The organism is Streptomyces aureocirculatus, assembly GCF_000720475.1.
GTDB classification, from domain to species: Bacteria; Actinomycetota; Actinomycetes; order Streptomycetales; family Streptomycetaceae; genus Streptomyces; species Streptomyces aureocirculatus.
In genome coordinates, this window is sequence record NZ_JOAP01000014.1 from 144,366 (window position 1) to 161,626 (window position 17,261).

Here is a 17,261-nt window from a genome sequence, read left to right on the forward strand (position 1 = left end):
TGGCTTCAGTCGCCGAGAACCCGCCGCAAGTAGGGGTTGCCGAAGAGCCGGTCCGGGTCGAGCCGGTCGCGCAGGGCGGTGAACTCGCCGAAGCGCGGGTAGGCCCCTGCCAGGTAGGCGGCGTCACGGGAGTGCAGCTTGCCCCAGTGCGGCCGCCCCTCGTGGGCGGTGAAGATCTCCTCCGCGGCGCTGAAGTACCTGCGGAACGGGGTGCCTTTGTACAGATGGACGGCGATGTACGCGCTCTCGCGGCCCGAGGCGGTGGAGAGCGTGATGTCGTCCGAGGGGGCCGTGCGGACCTCGACGGGGAAGCTGACCCGCAGCGAGGACCGCTCGATCATCGACTTCAGCTCGCGCAACGTGTCCACCAGGGCCGCGCGCGGGACGGCGTACTCCATCTCCACGAAGCGCACGCGGCGCGGGCTGGTGAAGACCTTGTAGGGGATGTCCGTGTAGGTGCGGGCGGACAGGGCCTTGCTGGAGAGCTTCGCGATGGCGGGGATGGCGGCGGGCACGGCACGGCCGAGGGAATTGACCACCTGGAAGAGGCCGTTGGAGAGGAGTTCGTCCTCTACGAAGGCGCTGATCGCGCTCGGGGGAGCGGCCGGACCCACGCTGCGGTTGTTGCGCTTGGTGGTGCAGTTGCCGGTGTGCGGGAACCAGTAGAACTCGAAGTGCTCGTTCTCCGTGACGAGCTGGTCGAATTCGGCGGTGACCCGGTCGAAGGCCATGGGTTCCTCGCGGGCCTGGAGGAAGAAGACGGGCTCTACGGAGAACGTGATCGCGCTGATGACACCCAGCGCGCCGAGCCCGATCCTGGCGGCGGCGAAGACGTCCGGGTTCTCGTCCTTGGAGCAGGTCAGGACGCGTCCGTCGGCGGTGACCAGCTCAAGGGCCGTGATCTGCGCGGCGATCGAGGCCGAGTCCCGGCCCGTGCCGTGCGTCCCGGTGCTGACGGCGCCCGACACCGTCTGCTCCATGATGTCGCCCATGTTCGTCAGCGACAGGCCCTCGCGGGCCAGCGCGGCGTTCAGGCGCTTGAGCGGGGTGCCCGCCTCCACGGTGACCGTGCCCGCCTCGCGGTCGATCCTGCGGATACCGGTGAGGAGGTCGGGCCGCACCAGGAGGCCGTCGGTCGCCGCGGCCGCCGTGAAGGAGTGCCCGCTGCCGACGGGCTTGACCTTCAGGCCGTCCTCGCGGGCGCCGCGGATCGCGGCGACGAGCTCGTCCCGTGAGGCGGGCGTGGCCTCGCGCGCGGCCCGCACGGACACGGTGCCCGCCCAGTTACGCCACGTCGCCGGCTTCTTCCCGCCGGTGGCCGTGGTCCCCGCTGCCGTGCCCCTGCCCGTTTCCGTGCTCATGGGTCCCTCCCCCTCGCTGCGCCGGCCGCTGCAGCCGGCGATAGCCCAGGAACGCCACCACGACCGCGACGGCCCCGGACACTCCCGGGACCGTGTACCCCGCGCGCGCCCCCGCAGCGTCGATCACCCAGCCCGCCACGGAGGAGCCGAGCGCCACACCGACGGCGAGTCCTGTGCTGACCCAGGTCATGCCCTCGGTCAGCTTCGCGCGTGGTACGTGCTGTTCGACGAGGGCCATCGTCGTGATCATCGTCGGTGCGATGGACAGGCCCGCGACGAAGAGCGCCGCGGCAAGGAACGGCAGGTTCCCGGCCAGTTGAAGCGGGATCATACTCACGGCCATCGCACAGACACCCAGCAGCCATCTGCGGGCGGGCGCCCCCTTGAAGTGCAGAAGACCGAAGCCCACCCCCGCCAGACAGGAACCGAGGGCATAGACGGCGAGCACCAGGCTCGCGGCGCCCTTGTGGCCCTCGTCCTCCGCGAACGCCACCGTCACCACGTCCACGGCGCCGAAGATCGCCCCGGTCGCGACGAACGTGGCCACCAGGACCTGGAGGCCACCGGCCCGCAGCGCGGAGCCACCGGTGTGGTGCTCCCGCGGGTGCGGCACCGGCTCGGTGGCGCGCTGCGCCGTCAGCCAGAAGACGCCGACGGCCAGGAAGACACCGGCGAGCAGCGGCCCGGCCTCGGGGAACCACACCGTGGACAGCCCGATGGAGATGATCGGTCCGAAGATGAAGCAGATCTCGTCGACGACGGACTCGAAGGAGTACGCCGTGTGCAGTTGCGGGGTGTCGCGGTACAGGGCCGCCCAGCGGGACCTGACCATCGAGCCCACACTCGGCACGCAGCCGACGAGGGCGGCGCAGACGAACAGCGTCCAGTCCGGGGCCTCGAACTTCGCGGCGAGCAGCAGTCCCGCCACCGCGACCAGGGACACCAGCGTCGCGGGCCTGAGCACCCGCCGCTGGCCGTGCCGGTCCACGAGCCGGGAGATCTGCGGGCCGATCGCCGCGGCCGACAGCGCGACGGTGGCCGACAGGGCGCCCGCGAGGCCGTACCGGCCGGTGAGCTGGGAGACCATCGTGACGATGCCGATGCCCATCATCGACAGCGGCATCCGCCCGAGGAAGCCCGCGACGGAGAACCCCAGGGAGCCGGGGGCGGCGAATATGGCGCGGTAGGGGCTCGGCACATGGACTCCGCGGAGGCGCCGGAGCGCGCGGGGGCGCGACCGCTCCGGGTAAGGCGTGAAGATGGCTGATACAGCTTACGGCTGCCGAGGCGGGGCGCGCACCGTGTTTTCCGGAGGTGCCCGGGGGCTCCCTGGGCACGCGCCCCAGGGTGGCGGTTTCCGCCCTGTCAGTGGCGGGTGGCAGGATCACATACATGTCCGAAGCGCTGGATCCCACTCCCTATGACGCCCTGCTGCTGCTCTCGTTCGGCGGCCCCGAAGGGCCGGACGACGTGGTCCCGTTCCTGGAGAACGTGACGCGTGGCCGCGGCATCCCCAAGGAGCGCCTGAAGGAGGTGGGGCAGCACTACTTCCTCTTCGGTGGCGTGAGCCCCATCAACGACCAGAACCGCACCCTCCTGGAGGCCCTGCGCGAGGACTTCGCGGAGCACGGCCTGGACCTGCCGGTGTACTGGGGCAACCGCAACTGGTCGCCGTACCTGACGGACACCCTGCGCGACCTTGTCAGGGACGGCCGCCGCCGCGTCCTCGTCCTTGCCACCAGCGCGTACGCGTCGTACTCGGGCTGCCGGCAGTACCGCGAGGACCTCGCGGCCGCTCTCGCCACCCTCCGCGCGGAGGGCCTCGACGTGCCCCGCGTGGACAAGCTGCGGCACTACTTCAACCACCCCGGCTTCGTGCGCCCGATGATCGAAGGCGTCCTGAAGTCCCTTGCGGACCTCCCCGAAGAGGTCCGCGACGGCGCGCACCTGGCCTTCACCACGCACTCCATCCCCACCGCCGCGGCCGACACCTCGGGCCCGGCGGAGGGCCATGGCGACGGCGGCGCGTACGTGCGCCAGCACCTGGACGTGGCCCGTGTCGTAGCCGACGCGGTGCGCGCGGAGACCGGCGTGGACCACCCCTGGGAGCTGGTCTACCAGTCGCGCAGCGGCGCCCCGCACATCCCGTGGCTGGAGCCGGACATCTGCGACCACCTCCAGGAGCGGCACGAGGCCGGGGCCCCCGCCGTGGTCATGGTCCCGATCGGCTTCGTCTCGGACCACATGGAGGTCCTGTACGACCTCGACACCGAGGCCACGGCGAAGGCCGCGGAGCTAGGCCTGCCGGTGCGCCGCTCGGCCACCGTCGGCGCCGACCCGCGGTTCGCCGCGGCGGTCCGCGACCTTGTCCTTGAGCGCGCCGCCGCCGAGACCGGCCGCCCCGCGACGCCGTGCGCCCTGGGCGCGCTCGGCCCCGGCCACGACCTGTGTCCCGTGGGCTGCTGCCCGGCCCGCACCCCGAAGCCCGCCGCCGCGGGCGCCGACAGCCCGTACGCATAGCGCGCCCCGCGCGTACCGGCGCGCGCCCCGCACGACCCGAGGCGCGCGCGCACGACCCGAGGCGCGCGCCCCGCACGACCAAGGAGCACCGTGACCGACCCCGCCCGGCAGGACCAACGACAGGACCACCAACGGCAGGACCAGCTCAAGGCCGAACTGCTCGCCGTCGCCCTGGAGGCCGCCGACCGCGCCGGTGACCTGCTGCGCGACGGCCGCCCGGCCGATCTGGGCGTCGCCGCCACCAAGAGCAGCGCCGTCGACGTCGTCACCGAGATGGACCTCGCCTCGGAGAAGCTGATCACGGACTTCTTCGCCGAGCGCAGGCCCGGCGACGGCGTCCTCGGCGAGGAGGGCGCGAACCACGAGGGCACCAGCGGTGTCCAGTGGGTCATCGACCCCATCGACGGCACGGTGAACTACCTGTACGGGCGCCCGGACTGGGCGGTGTCCATCGCGGCCCGCAAGGACGGCGAGACCTTCGTCGGCGTCGTGCACGCGCCCGTGCGCGGCGAGACGTTCCGCGCGGTGCTCGGCCAGGGCGCGTACGTCGGTGACACACCCCTGCGGGTCCGCACGGCACCCCCGTTCGAGCAGGCCCTCGTCGGCACGGGCTTCGGGTACATCGCCGAGCGGCGGGTCCGCCAGGCCGAGGTCGTCGCGCAGTTGCTGCCGCGGGTACGGGACATCCGGCGCGGCGGCTCCGCGGCCATCGACCTGTGCGACGTGGCGGCGGGCCGCCTGGACGCGTACTACGAACGGGGCCTGAACCCCTGGGACTTCGCGGCCGGCGACCTCATCGCCCGGGAGGCGGGCGCCCGCACCGGTGGACGCCCCGGAGAGCCCCTGTCGGGCGAGCTGACGGTAGCGGGCCCGCCCGGCCTCTTCGAGCCGCTCCAGAGCCTCCTCGACGGCCTCGGAGCCTGGCACGACTGAGACGGGCCCGCCTCGGCCACCCACACGGTCACCGCACATGACGGCACCCGGCGACCGGACCCGCCCGACCGGACCCGCCCGACCGGACCCGCCCGACCGCACCCGGCCACCGCACATGACAGGGCCCCGGCACCTTGAGCGAGGTGCCGGGGCCCTGTCACGAGCGAATGCGACCGGACGCTGGAGACGTCCCGGTCAGGAGGTCAGGGCGGCGACCTCCACGCCGTGCTCGGCCGCCAGGCGGTGCAGGTCCTCCAGCTCGGCCAGTTCGACCTCTGCCAGGAACTCGTCGCCTGTCTCGCGGGCCCGCGTGAGGTCGGACTCCGTGGTCTTTATGCGCTGCAGGAGACCTGCGGTGAATGCGTCCATGGTTGCGCCCCCTCGGCTGGGTCGTGGGTCGGTGGCACGGGGGTGTGCCGTGGAGAAGGGGCGATCACGTCCGGCGCCCGCTGCGTGAAGCAGGTCGTGGCGTGCCACATACGAAGCGTGATCGCGGGGTGTAAGGCCGTCCTCCCCCCGCCCTGTCCCACGGAAACCTCAACCGGACCAGAAAATCCCGCATTCCCGGGGCCCCAGACCGCCTTACAGCCGGTTTATGGCCGAAAGGGGCAGGATGGAGCCCTCACTCAACGTAGAAGACCTGCCCCGCCGTGGCTGCGCGCGGGGCACAGAGGAAGGACAAGCGACGTGCGCGTACTCGTCGTCGAGGACGAGCAACTGCTCGCCGATGCGGTGGCCACCGGACTGCGCCGGGAGGCCATGGCAGTCGACGTCGTGTACGACGGTGCGGCCGCCCTGGAGCGCATCGGCGTGAACGACTACGACGTGGTCGTCCTGGACCGTGACCTGCCGGTCGTCCACGGCGACGACGTCTGCCGCAAAATCGTCGAGCTCGGCATGCCCACGCGCGTGCTGATGCTGACCGCGTCCGGCGACGTCAGCGACCGCGTCGAGGGCCTGGAGATCGGCGCCGACGACTATCTCCCCAAGCCGTTCGCGTTCAGCGAGCTCACGGCCCGCGTGCGCGCCCTGGGGCGGCGCACCAGCGTGCCGCTGCCGCCCGTCCTCGAGCGCGCCGGCATCAAGCTCGACCCGAACCGCCGCGAGGTCTTCCGGGAGGGCAGGGAGATCCAGCTCGCGCCCAAGGAGTTCGCCGTCCTTGAGGTGCTGCTGCGCAGCGAGGGCGCGGTGGTCTCCGCCGAGCAGCTCCTGGAGAAGGCCTGGGACGAGAACACGGACCCGTTCACCAACGTCGTCCGCGTCACGGTCATGACCCTGCGCCGCAAGCTCGGCGAGCCCGCCGTCATCGTGACCGTGCCGGGCTCCGGCTACCGGATCTGAGCCGGTGGCCGCGACCCCCGCGCCTCCGGCGGCGCCCCCGAAGCCCACCTGGGACCCGCGCAAGGTCGAGCCGCCCTTCCCGTGGCTGCGCCCGACCATCCGCATACGGCTCACGCTGCTGTACGGCGGCATGTTCCTGATCGCGGGCATCCTGCTGCTCTCGATCATCTACCTGCTCGCGGCACAGGCGCTGAACGTGGGCAGCGAGCTGCCGTTCAAGATCGTCTCGGGCAAGGTGACGAGCGAGGTCTGCAACCTTCCCGGCCAGGCCTCGCCCAGCGACTTCAACCAGGCGATGAACGACTGCGTCAACACCCGGCGCCAGCACGCCCTGGACAACCTCCTGAGCCGCTCCCTGCTGGCCCTGCTCGGACTCGCGGTGATCGCCTTCGCCTTCGGGTACGCGATGGCGGGCCGCGTCCTGTCCCCGCTCGGCCGCATCACGCGCACGGCCCGCAGGGTGGCCGGCACGGATCTGAGCCGCCGTATCGAACTGGACGGGCCCGACGACGAGTTGAAGGAGCTTTCGGACACCTTCGACGAGATGCTGGACCGCCTCGAGCGAGCCTTCACCGCCCAGCAGCGCTTCGTGGGCAACGCCTCGCACGAACTGCGCACCCCGCTCGCGATCAACCGCACGCTCCTTGAAGTACACCTGTCCGACCCCGGCGCGCCCGTGGAGCTGCAGCAGCTCGGCAAGACGCTCCTCGCCACCAACGAGCGCAGCGAGCAGCTCGTGGAGGGCCTGCTCCTGCTCGCCCGCAGCGACAACCAGATAGTGGAGCGCAAGCCCGTGGACCTCGCCGAGGTGGCGGGCCAGGCCGTCGACCAGGCGCGCTCCGAGGCCGAGGAGAAGGGCGTCGAGATCCGCGGTGAGCGGGGCCCCGCGGTGGTGCAGGGCAATGGCGTCCTCCTGGAGCGCATCGCGCTGAACCTCGTACAGAACGCGGTGCGCTACAACCAGAAGGAGGGGGGCTGGGTCGAGGTGACCACGGAGGCTCAGCACGGGCAGGCCGTCCTCGTGGTGACCAACACCGGTCCCGTCGTCCCGGCGTACGAGATCGACAGCCTTTTCGAGCCTTTCCGCAGGCTCCGCACGGAGCGCACCGGGAGCGACAAGGGCGTGGGTCTCGGCCTGTCCATCGCCCGGTCGGTGGCGCGGGCCCACGGGGGCCGTATCATCGCGGAGCCGCGCGAGGGGGGTGGCCTCGTGATGCGAGTCACCCTGCCGATCTGAGATGCTTCCGCGGAAGCGGCAGGATGTTCGCTTTGAGCGGAATTTTCGGGACCTGGTCCTCGGAGATTCCTGTGTGATCGATCACAGGAGCGAATTTCTTGCCATCTACTCTCCGTGACCGTTGAAGTCGCCGGAAAGCCGGGAAAATGCGGGTTTTCAGGGGTCTTGATCACGGGAAGTACACGGGGTGGCGCCCGTGAAGTGCGACATTCGGACCGTGTACGGTCCCGATCGCCATCCAAACCGATCACCTCTTCAGGGGTGCGGTTGGGTGTCGATTGAGTAACAGACCTTGATGTGAGGCAAAATCTCCGCCTCAGGTCGGGCACAAGTCCGGCCTCTCACGCGTTACGTGCGCTGAGACACCGCAGACACCCAGAGGGGGAGAGCGACATGGCAACGGACTACGACACCCCACGCAAGACCGATGATGATCTCAACGAGGACAGCATCGAGGAACTGAAGGCCCGGCGGAACGACAAGTCCACGTCGACCGTCGACGTCGACGAGTTCGAGGCCGCGGAAGGCCTGGAGCTGCCGGGCGCGGACCTGTCCAACGAGGAGCTCGCCGTGCGCGTGCTCCCCAAGCAGCAGGACGAGTTCACGTGCATGAGCTGCTTCCTCGTGCACCACCGCAGCCAACTGGCCAGGGAGAAGAACGGCCAGCCGATCTGCCGCGACTGCGACTGAGGAGGGGTCGGCCGTGACAGGCTCGACCCCGCCTTGGAAGCGCCGCTTCCGGGACCGGGAAGCGGACGCGGATGCGCCCGAGGGCGCGACGGACGCCGGGCGGGGCCCTGAGGCCTCGCTCGAGTCGGCCGCCGCGGCAGAGCGGGGCGATGGTGCCGCGGGGACGCCACAGGCCGCTGAGGCGGCGTACAAGGCGGTCCCCGCGCCGGTGCACGGCTCCGCCGTGGACCTGCCGGACAGGCCCGGCCGTGAAGCAGCGGCCGGCCCGGAGAGCACGGAGAACACCGAGAACACCGAGAACACCAAGAACGGGGACGGCGCGGCGGCGGACGGCCAAGGGCTTTCGACCAGGGCCCAGCGGCTCGCCGCCGTCACGAACGGACTGAAGAACGGGGTGCGCCGCGGTGGGCGCGGTGCCAAGGCCGGCATCGGCTATCTCGCCGACCGGATCATCGACAACGCCCCGCGGGTCCCGGTCCGCGACCTGGCGACCCTCCGCAAGCAGTTCCCGGGCCTCGGCCCCGAGCAGCTCGCGGACAAACTCATCGCCGGCGCGGCGAACGCGACGTCCACGGTGGGCGCCGGAGTCGGCGCGGCGGCGATGCTGCCCGTGCCGCCCGCGATGCCCGCCGAACTGGCCGCCGAGATCACCGGCGTCGCGGCCATAGAGCTGAAGCTGATCGCCGAGCTGCACGAGGTCTACGGCCGCAGGCCCGAAGGGAACCTCAAGGAGCGCAGCACGGCGTATCTGCGTGCCTGGACCGAGGAGCGCGGGATCGACGTGGCGAAGCCCTCGTCGATGAACGCCGCCCTCGGCAGCCAACTGAAGCGGGAACTGCGCCAGCAGATCATGAAGCGCATGGTCCGCAACCTGCCGAACCTGATGCCCTTCATGGTGGGCGCGGCGGTGGGCGCGGTGATGAACCGCAGGGACACCAAGAAGCTCGCCGAGCGCGTGCGCAGCGACCTGCGCCGGACGCAGGTGCCGTGGGACGCCCTCGCGGACCTGCCGCCCATGGAGACCCCTCTCGACCCGCTGCCCCTGGGCAAGACGCTGCGAGGGACGGCCGGGAAACGCAAGGAACTCGGTAGCTGACAGCCGACGACGGACAGCCGACGCCTGGGCCGTGGGACGGGCGGGGCCGTGGAACGGGCGGCTAGGCCGTGCGGACCGCGTTCAGGGCCGCCGCCAAGGCCTCCGGATGACGCGTCGACACATAGACGTACGGCGTCGGATCCTCGGGATCCGTGACCTCCACCCGCAGCGCCGTGGGGATGTAGCTGCGCAGCACCATGAACGCGCGCGGGTCCGCCTTGTGGGAGCGCCAGGCGCGGGCCTCGGCCTCGTCCAGGGGCTCGGCCTCGCCCAGGGCCGTCACCGGGATCTTCGCGTCCCCCGCGACCAGGGACCCGGCGACGACCCGGATCCGTACCGAGCCGTACGCGCTGGTGAGGACCGCCGCCAGGGCCGTACCGCCGACCAGGCCGCCGAGGAGCGGCAGGGTGCCGAACGGGAGCATCGTCAGGGCCGCCGCGAGACCGACGAGGACCGAGACGAGCCACCACGAACGGGGCGCGGTCAGGCGTTCTTCGTAAGGCTGCATGAAGCCAAGCTTGGCATGGTGCGCGACGGTCGCTGACGCGGAGGTAAGGTCTGCGCCTGTGAGTGGTACATCAGCAGCTCTGACGCCCCCGGCGGACGCCATACCTCCCGTCCGCCACCCGGACGCGCCCGCGCCCGGCGAGCTCATCGGCGCGCACTACGAGCACTGTTTCGGCTGCGGGGAAGGCCAGGTCCACGGGCTGCACCTGGCGGCGCGGGCCGGTGAAGGCGTCGCCATCACCGCCGAGTTCACGGTGCGCGAGGCGCACCAGGGCGCTCCGGGGCTCGCGCACGGCGGTGTGCTCGCCGCCGCGCTCGACGAGACGCTCGGCTCCCTGAACTGGCTGCTGCGGGTGACCGCGGTGACCGGGCGGCTCGAGACCGACTTCGTGCGGCCGGTGCCCGTCGGCACGGTCCTGTACCTGGAGGCCGAGGTCACCGCCGTCGCCGGGCGCAAGATCTACTCGACGGCCACCGGGCGAACAGGCGGTCCCGACGGTCCCGTCGCCGTGCGTGCCGACGCCCTCTTCATCGAGGTGAAGGTGGACCACTTCATCGACAACGGCCGCCCGCAGGAGATCCGTGCGGCCATGAACGACCCGGACCAGATCCGGCGCGCCCGCGCCTTCGAGGTGAACCCGTGACCCACCCTGCTCCTTTGGACGTGCTGATCCGGCGCGTCGACCCCGACGTACCGCTGCCGGCGTACGCACAACCCGGTGACGCCGGCGCCGATGTGCGCACGACCGAGCCCTGCGAACTCGCGCCCGGTGAGCGTGCCGTGCTGCCGACCGGGGTGGCCATCGCGCTGCCCGAGGGGTACGCGGCCTTCGTGCACCCCCGCTCCGGCCTCGCCGCCCGCTGCGGTGTCGCCATGGTGAATGCCCCGGGGACGATTGATGCCGGGTACCGTGGGGAGATCAAGGTGATCGTGGTGAATCTCGACCCGCGCGAGAGCGTGCGGTTCGAGCGCTTCGACCGGATTGCCCAACTGGTCGTCCAGCAGGTCGAGAAGGTCCGCTTCCAGGAGGTGGCGGAGCTTCCCGGCTCGGTGCGGGCCGAGGGGGGATTCGGGTCCACCGGAGGCCATGCCGCCGTGGGCGCAAGCGCGGGTGAACAAACGGGTGGGAATCGATACGCATCGGTCGTATCCGACCGGGAAGGACAGTGACGTGTTCGGACGTCGCAAGAAGAGCAGTGCCGCCGAGGACGCGGCGGGCGAGGCCGAGCAGGTCGTCGACGGCACCGTGAACGAGGACGCCGAGGGTGCGGAGGGCGAAGGCGAGTCGCAGCGCGTGCGCCTGGAGCCGGAGCCGCGTCCCGATGGTCCCTGGGACATCTCCGAGGTCCGTGAGCCCGGCGAGGGCCGGGTGGACCTGGGCGGCCTCTTCGTGCCGGGGGTCGAGGGCATGGAGCTGCGGGTGGAGGTCGCCGGTGACGCGATCGTCGCGGCCACCGTCGTGCTCCAGGACAGCGCCATCCAGTTGCAGGGCTTCGCCGCCCCCAAGCGCGAGGGCATCTGGGGCGAGGTCCGTGAGGAGATCGCCTCCGGCATCACGCAGCAGGGCGGTGTCATCGACGAGGTCGAGGGCACGCTCGGCTGGGAGCTGCGGGCGCAGGTGCCGGTGCAGTTGCCGGACGGCACGGGCGGCTTCCAGGTGGTCCGGTTCGTGGGCGTGGACGGCCCGCGGTGGTTCCTGCGCGGTGTCATCTCCGGCCAGGGGGCCGTGCAGCCGCAGGCCGCGGGCCTGCTCGAGCAGATCTTCCGGGACACGGTCGTGGTCCGCGGCGACGGCCCGATGGCCCCGCGCGACCCGATCGTCCTGAAGCTTCCCGACGACGCGCAGATGGTCGCCGAGGGCGGTGTGCAGCAGGAGGACCAGGAGACCTCGCGGTTCTCCGGCGGCATGGGCCAGCTCGCGCGCGGCCCTGAGATCACCGAGGTCCGCTGACGCCGCTCAGCTTTCTTTTCGCGAGCCGGTGGGCCGCACTCCCTGACGGGGTGCGGCCCACCGGTTTTTTTCGGCTGCGCACACCCGCACCTCGTGCCCCGCGCACCCACCTGGCCCGCCACGCACACCTTGCGGAGGAAACACGTAGAAACCAGATGAAACGGGATGCGTAAGAGAGTCGTCAATGCGCTGCCTGTCCCCGTATGGGAGGCGTCAACAGCGATCGAAATACGCCAACGAGGCGGTTTCCTCGACTCGTCAGCACTTCCGAATCTCATCTAGGAGCACACGATGGCCGATGTGGCCTTCGTCGTCACCACGATCGCGGTGTTCGCCCTTGTGGCACTCGTCGCCAAGGGGGTGACGAAGCTGTGACCGCCGAAAACATCGTCGGACTCGTCGTGGCCGTCGCCCTGCTCGGCTATCTCGTCCTCGCCCTCGTGTTCCCTGAGAGGTTCTGAGCCACCCCATGAGTCCGGTCCTCGCTGGGGTGCTCCAGCTCCTTGCGCTCATTGCCGCGCTGGCCCTCGCATACCGCCCCCTGGGCGATCACATGGCCCGGGTCTACTCCTCCGACAAGCATCTGCGCGTCGAGAAGTGGATCTACAAGGGCATCGGCGCCAACCCGAACACCGAGATGCGGTGGCCCGCCTATCTGCGCGGAGTCCTCGCCTTCTCGCTGGCCGGGATGCTGTTCCTCTATCTGCTGCAACGCCTCCAGGGCTCACTGCCCGGCTCGCTCGGCTTCAAGGCCATCGACCCCGACCAGGCGTTCAACACGGCGGCCTCCTTCGTCGCCAACACCAACTGGCAGTCGTACTCCGGCGAGCAGGCCATGGGCCACGTCGTGCAGACCGGCGGCCTCGCGGTGCAGAACTTCGTCTCGGCGGCCGTCGGCATCGCCGTGGCCGTCGCCCTCGTACGCGGCTTCGCCCGCTCCCGCACGGGAGAGCTCGGCAACTTCTGGGCCGACCTGGTGCGCGGTGTCGTCCGCATCCTGATCCCGATCTCCGTGGTCGCCGCGCTGGTGCTCGTCGCCTGCGGTGCCCTGCAGAACTTCTCCGGCATCCACGAGGTCGGCCAGTTCATGGGCGGCGAGCAGCAGTGGAACGGCGGCGCGGTGGCCTCGCAGGAGGCCATCAAGGAGCTGGGCACGAACGGCGGCGGCTACTTCAACGCCAACTCGGCCCACCCGTTCGAGAACCCCAACCCGATCTCGAACCTCTTCGAGATCTTCCTCATCCTCGTCATCCCGTTCGCCCTGACCCGGACCTTCGGCAGGATGGTCGGCTCGGTCCGGCAGGGCTACGCGATCCTCGTCACGATGGCGACGATCTGGATCGGCTTCACCGCGCTGATGATGTGGACCGAGTTCCACCACGGCGGCCCGGCGTTCGACCTGGCGGGCGGCGCGATGGAGGGCAAGGAGACCCGCTTCGGCATCGGCGGTTCCTCGCTCTTCGCGACGAGCACCACGCTCACCTCCACCGGCGCCGTGAACTCCTTCCACTCCTCGTACACCGGCTTCGGCGGCGGCATCACGATGCTGGGCATGCAGCTCGGCGAGATCGCGCCGGGCGGCGTCGGGTCCGGGCTCTACGGCATGCTCATCATGGCGATCATCGCGGTCTTCATCGCGGGCCTGATGGTGGGCCGTACGCCCGAGTACCTCGGCAAGAAGATCGGCACCCGCGAGATCAAGCTCGCGGCCTGCTACATCCTCGTCACCCCCGCGCTCGTGCTCGGCTTCACCGGCGCCTCGATGGCGCTGTCCACGCCGAAGGACTCCCTGCTCAACAACGGGGCCCACGGCTTCTCCGAAGTCCTGTACGCCTTCACCTCCGGCGCCAACAACAACGGCTCGGCCTTCGCGGGGCTGAGCGCGGACACCCCGTGGTTCAACACCACGATCGGCCTCGCCATGCTCCTCGGCCGGTTCCTGCCGATGGTGTTCGTCCTCGCGCTCGCCGGGTCGCTCGCCGCGCAGAAGCCGGTCCCGGCCACGGTCGGCACGCTCCGTACGGAGAAGCCGCTGTTCAGCGGGTTGCTGGTCGGAACCCTCATGATCATCACCGGTCTGACGTACTTCCCGGCGCTCGCGCTCGGGCCGCTGGCCGAGGGGCTCGCGTCATGACCACCGGCACCAGTGGGGCCGGCCCCCGAAAGACCGACACCAGGAAGCAAGAGGAGCCCGGCTCCATGTCCCAAGCCCCCACGGCCTCCCCGGCCACCTCCACGCGCGCGCCCCACCAGGACGTGCCCGGCGGCCACCCGCCGGACGGCGGCAAGGTCGGCGGCGGTCTCTTCGACCCCGGGCAGCTCCTGAAGTCCTTCCCGGACGCCCTGCGCAAGCTCGACCCGCGGGTGATGGTCAAGGCCCCCGTGATGTTCGTTGTCCTGATCGGCTCGGTGCTCACCACCGTGCTCGCCTGCACCGACCCCGGCGACTGGTTCGGCTGGGCGATCACCGGGTGGCTGTGGGCGACCACGGTCTTCGCGAACCTCGCGGAAGCCGTCGCCGAGGGCCGCGGCAAGGCCCAGGCCGACACGCTGCGCAAGGCCAAGACGGACACGGTGGCGCGCCGCGTCGTCGGCACGAGCGAGGAGCGGGTGCCCGGCACCGAGCTGCGCATCGGCGACCTCGTCGTCTGCGAGGCCGGTGACGTCATCCCCGGTGACGGCGACGTCGTCGAGGGCGTCGCGAGCGTCGACGAGTCGGCGATCACGGGGGAGTCCGCGCCGGTCATCCGCGAGTCCGGCGGCGACCGCTCGGCGGTCACCGGCGGTACGAAGGTCCTCTCCGACCGCGTCGTCATCAAAATCACGACGAAGCCGGGCGAGACCTTCATCGACCGGATGATCAACCTCGTCGAGGGCGCGGCCCGGCAGAAGACGCCCAACGAGATCGCCCTGAACATCCTGCTCGCCTCGCTGACCATCGTCTTCTTGCTCGCCGTCGTCACGCTGCAGCCGTTCGCGGTGTACGCGGGCGCCGAGCAGTCGATGATCGTGCTCACCGCGCTCCTGGTCTGTCTGATTCCCACGACCATCGGCGCGCTGCTCTCCGCGATCGGCATCGCGGGCATGGACCGCCTGGTGCAGCGCAATGTGCTCGCCATGTCCGGACGGGCCGTCGAGGCCGCGGGCGACGTCTCCACGCTGCTCCTGGACAAGACCGGCACCATCACCCTGGGCAACCGCCGCGCCGCCGAGTTCGTGCCGGTGCGCGGCACCACCGCGGCCGAGGTCGCCGACGCCGCCCAGCTCTCCTCGCTGGCCGACGAGACCCCCGAGGGCCGCTCCGTCGTGGTGCTCGCCAAGGAGAAGTACGGCCTGCGCGAACGTCACCAGGGCGAGCTCGTGGACGCCGAGTGGATCGCCTTCACCGCCCAGACCCGCATGTCGGGTGTGGACGTCGACGGGCGCAAGGTCCGCAAGGGCGCGACGGGATCGGTCGTCGCCTGGGTCGAGGAGCGCGGCGGCACGGTCACGGCCGAGGCCCAGGAACTCACCGACGAGATCTCGCAGGCGGGCGGCACGCCGCTGCTCGTAGCCCTGGAGGACGCCGAAGGCGCCCGGGTCCTGGGCGTCATCCACCTCAAGGACGTCGTCAAGGAGGGCATGCGGGAGCGGTTCGACGAACTGCGCCGCATGGGCATCAAGACCGTCATGATCACGGGTGACAACCCGCTGACGGCCAAGGCGATCGCCGACGAGGCGGGCGTGGACGACTTCCTCGCGGAGGCCACGCCCGAGGACAAGATGGCGCTCATCAAGCGGGAACAGGCCGGCGGCAAGCTCGTCGCGATGACGGGTGACGGCACCAACGACGCCCCGGCGCTCGCGCAGGCCGACGTCGGCGTGGCCATGAACACCGGCACCTCGGCCGCCAAGGAGGCCGGGAACATGGTGGACCTTGATTCCGACCCCACCAAGTTGATCGAGATCGTCGAGATCGGCAAGCAACTGTTGATCACCCGTGGCGCATTGACCACCTTCTCGATCGCCAACGACGTCGCGAAGTACTTCGCGATCATCCCGGCCATGTTCGCCGTGGTGTATCCGGGCCTGGACAAGCTCAACATCATGGACCTGTCCAGCCCCAAGTCCGCGATCCTGTCGGCCGTCATCTTCAACGCGCTGATCATCGTGGCCCTCGTACCCCTGGCCCTGAAGGGCGTGCGGTACCGGCCGATGAGCGCGGACCGGATGCTGCGGCGCAACCTCGGCGTCTACGGGCTCGGCGGCCTTGTCGCCCCGTTCATCGGCATCAAGATCATCGACCTGCTGATCTCCCTCATCCCCGGCCTGCGTTGACCCAGAAAGCGTGCTGACCGTCATGAACAACTCCGTAGGTAACACCGCACGGTTGCTCGGTGCCGGACTGCGGGCCCTGATCGTGCTCACCGTGCTCTGCGGCGTGCTCTATCCGCTCGCGGTGACCGGCGCCGCCCAGGCCCTGTTCCCGGACAAGGCCAACGGCTCCGAGATCGAGGACGGCGGCAGGGTCGTCGGCTCCGCGCTCATCGGGCAGCGCTACGACCTGCCGCTGAGGAAGGGCCAGGAGACCCCGGCCCCGGACCTCAAGTGGTTCCAGCCCCGGCCCTCCAACGGACTCGGCACCAATGTCATCAACACCCGGTACAAGCTGATCCTGTCCGGCGCGACCAACCTGGCGGGTGACTCCGGGGCGAAGAAGACCGACGGCGGCAAGAAGGAGGTCTGCGACCCCGAGGCGAAGGAAGGGCTGTGCGCCCAGGTCCTGGCCGCACGGAACGCCGTCATCAAGGACAACTCGACGGCCGGGCACACGGTGCGGCCCGCGGACATCCCGGCCGATGCCGTCACGTCCTCGGGCTCGGGCCTGGACCCGCACATCTCCCCGAAGTACGCGAAGCTCCAGGTCCACCGGGTCGCCGAGCGCAACGGCCTGGACGTCGCGAGCGTGACGAAGCTGGTCGAGGACAACACCGACGAACGGATCCTCGGCTTCATCGGCGAGCCGCGCGTGAACGTCCTGAAGCTCAACATCGACCTGCGGCACCTGGCGGCCGACAAGGGCTGACCCCCTGTCCCGCCGTCGCGCGGCCCGTGCCGGTTCGCCCCCCGAACCGGCACGGGCCTTCTCCATGCCCGCCCGGGGGGCATCAGGGATGTGTCAAAGAGCTCCGAGAAGGTCCACCTCGTCCGCTTTGCCGTGAATCTTGGCCGTAAGGTCGACTCTGCGTACACAGCAGTTTCGGGAAGACAATGAGGCCATGGCACGCGGCAAGCTACGGATCTACCTCGGTGCGGCACCGGGCGTCGGCAAGACGTACGCGATGCTGTCCGAGGCGCACCGGCGTACCGAACGCGGTACCGACTGTGTCGTGGCCTTCGTGGAGCACCACAACCGCCCGCGCACGGAAGTGATGCTGCACGGCCTGGAGCAGGTGACCCGCAAGGAGCTCGAATACCGCGGCTCCTCGTTCACGGAGATGGACGTCGACGCGGTCCTGCGCCGCACCCCCGCCGTCGCCCTCGTCGACGAGCTGGCGCACACGAACGTGCCGGGTTCGCGCAACGCCAAGCGCTGGCAGGACGTCGAGGAGCTGCTGGAGGCGGGCGTCGATGTCATATCGACG

18 protein-coding genes are annotated in these 17,261 nt (G+C 70.5%); 14 read left to right on the forward strand and 4 right to left on the reverse strand.

Features of this window, described 5'->3' with window-relative positions:
- Positions 1-5 precede the first annotated feature (5 nt).
- Positions 6-1,361: a D-arabinono-1,4-lactone oxidase gene (locus tag IG78_RS0115060; RefSeq protein WP_078964987.1), complete on the reverse strand. Its 1,356-nt coding sequence runs from the start codon at positions 1,359-1,361 to the stop codon at positions 6-8.
- Positions 1,285-2,559: an MFS transporter gene (locus tag IG78_RS0115065; protein ID WP_030563217.1), complete on the reverse strand. Its 1,275-nt coding sequence runs from the start codon at positions 2,557-2,559 to the stop codon at positions 1,285-1,287. The genes IG78_RS0115060 and IG78_RS0115065 overlap by 77 nt, the downstream gene beginning before the upstream one ends.
- Positions 2,560-2,753: 194 nt before the next feature.
- Here IG78_RS0115065 and IG78_RS0115070 point away from each other — a divergent pair, with 194 nt between their 5' ends.
- Both IG78_RS0115070 and IG78_RS0115075 read left to right on the forward strand, forming a co-directional pair.
- Positions 2,754-3,881, forward strand: coding sequence for a ferrochelatase (locus tag IG78_RS0115070; RefSeq protein WP_030563219.1), 1,128 nt, complete (start codon positions 2,754-2,756; stop codon positions 3,879-3,881).
- Positions 3,882-3,971: 90 nt separating this feature from the next.
- Positions 3,972-4,814 carry an inositol monophosphatase family protein gene (locus IG78_RS0115075; RefSeq protein ID WP_078964989.1) on the forward strand — a complete coding sequence of 281 codons (843 nt, stop codon included), beginning with the start codon at positions 3,972-3,974 and terminating at the stop codon, positions 4,812-4,814.
- A gap of 195 nt (positions 4,815-5,009) precedes the next feature.
- Here IG78_RS0115075 and IG78_RS50130 read toward each other — a convergent pair whose 3' ends face one another.
- Entirely contained in the window at positions 5,010-5,183 is a 174-nt protein-coding gene (locus IG78_RS50130; RefSeq protein WP_169749693.1) for a hypothetical protein, read from the reverse strand.
- A gap of 318 nt (positions 5,184-5,501) precedes the next feature.
- Between IG78_RS50130 and IG78_RS0115085 the strand changes: the two genes are divergently transcribed.
- From IG78_RS0115085 to IG78_RS0115100, 4 genes are all read left to right on the forward strand, one after another.
- Complete coding sequence (locus tag IG78_RS0115085; protein WP_030563223.1) at positions 5,502-6,155, forward strand: response regulator transcription factor; 654 nt, start codon at positions 5,502-5,504, stop codon at positions 6,153-6,155.
- 4 nt (positions 6,156-6,159) lie between these two features.
- Positions 6,160-7,392: a sensor histidine kinase gene (locus tag IG78_RS0115090; protein ID WP_030563225.1), complete on the forward strand. Its 1,233-nt coding sequence runs from the start codon at positions 6,160-6,162 to the stop codon at positions 7,390-7,392.
- Positions 7,393-7,785: 393 nt separating this feature from the next.
- Positions 7,786-8,082: a DUF4193 domain-containing protein gene (locus tag IG78_RS0115095; protein WP_003951337.1), complete on the forward strand. Its 297-nt coding sequence runs from the start codon at positions 7,786-7,788 to the stop codon at positions 8,080-8,082.
- A 13-nt stretch (positions 8,083-8,095) separates the two neighbouring features.
- On the forward strand, positions 8,096-9,178 hold the full coding sequence (locus IG78_RS0115100) for a hypothetical protein (RefSeq protein WP_037685339.1): 1,083 nt from the start codon (positions 8,096-8,098) through the stop codon (positions 9,176-9,178).
- Between the two features lie 61 nt (positions 9,179-9,239).
- Here IG78_RS0115100 and IG78_RS0115105 read toward each other — a convergent pair whose 3' ends face one another.
- Positions 9,240-9,686, reverse strand: coding sequence for a DUF3093 domain-containing protein (locus IG78_RS0115105; protein WP_030563229.1), 447 nt, complete (start codon positions 9,684-9,686; stop codon positions 9,240-9,242).
- Between the two features lie 58 nt (positions 9,687-9,744).
- Here IG78_RS0115105 and IG78_RS0115110 point away from each other — a divergent pair, with 58 nt between their 5' ends.
- The 8 genes from IG78_RS0115110 to IG78_RS0115150 form a co-directional block, all read left to right on the forward strand.
- Complete coding sequence (locus IG78_RS0115110) at positions 9,745-10,329, forward strand: PaaI family thioesterase (RefSeq protein WP_030563231.1); 585 nt, start codon at positions 9,745-9,747, stop codon at positions 10,327-10,329.
- Positions 10,330-10,349: 20 nt separating this feature from the next.
- Positions 10,350-10,856: a dUTP diphosphatase gene (dut, locus tag IG78_RS0115115; protein WP_037685368.1), complete on the forward strand. Its 507-nt coding sequence runs from the start codon at positions 10,350-10,352 to the stop codon at positions 10,854-10,856.
- A gap of 1 nt (position 10,857) precedes the next feature.
- Entirely contained in the window at positions 10,858-11,637 is a 780-nt protein-coding gene (locus tag IG78_RS0115120) for a DUF3710 domain-containing protein (protein WP_030563235.1), read from the forward strand.
- A 371-nt stretch (positions 11,638-12,008) separates the two neighbouring features.
- Positions 12,009-12,098: a K(+)-transporting ATPase subunit F gene (kdpF, locus tag IG78_RS44915; RefSeq protein WP_033264828.1), complete on the forward strand. Its 90-nt coding sequence runs from the start codon at positions 12,009-12,011 to the stop codon at positions 12,096-12,098.
- A gap of 8 nt (positions 12,099-12,106) precedes the next feature.
- Entirely contained in the window at positions 12,107-13,771 is a 1,665-nt protein-coding gene (gene kdpA, locus IG78_RS0115135) for a potassium-transporting ATPase subunit KdpA (protein ID WP_030563237.1), read from the forward strand.
- Between the two features lie 65 nt (positions 13,772-13,836).
- Complete coding sequence (kdpB, locus tag IG78_RS0115140) at positions 13,837-15,954, forward strand: potassium-transporting ATPase subunit KdpB (protein WP_030563239.1); 2,118 nt, start codon at positions 13,837-13,839, stop codon at positions 15,952-15,954.
- Positions 15,955-15,976: 22 nt separating this feature from the next.
- On the forward strand, positions 15,977-16,702 hold the full coding sequence (locus IG78_RS0115145) for a potassium-transporting ATPase subunit C (RefSeq protein ID WP_030563241.1): 726 nt from the start codon (positions 15,977-15,979) through the stop codon (positions 16,700-16,702).
- Between the two features lie 193 nt (positions 16,703-16,895).
- On the forward strand, positions 16,896-17,261 hold a 366-nt coding region (locus IG78_RS0115150), incomplete at its 3' end, for a histidine kinase (protein ID WP_030563243.1).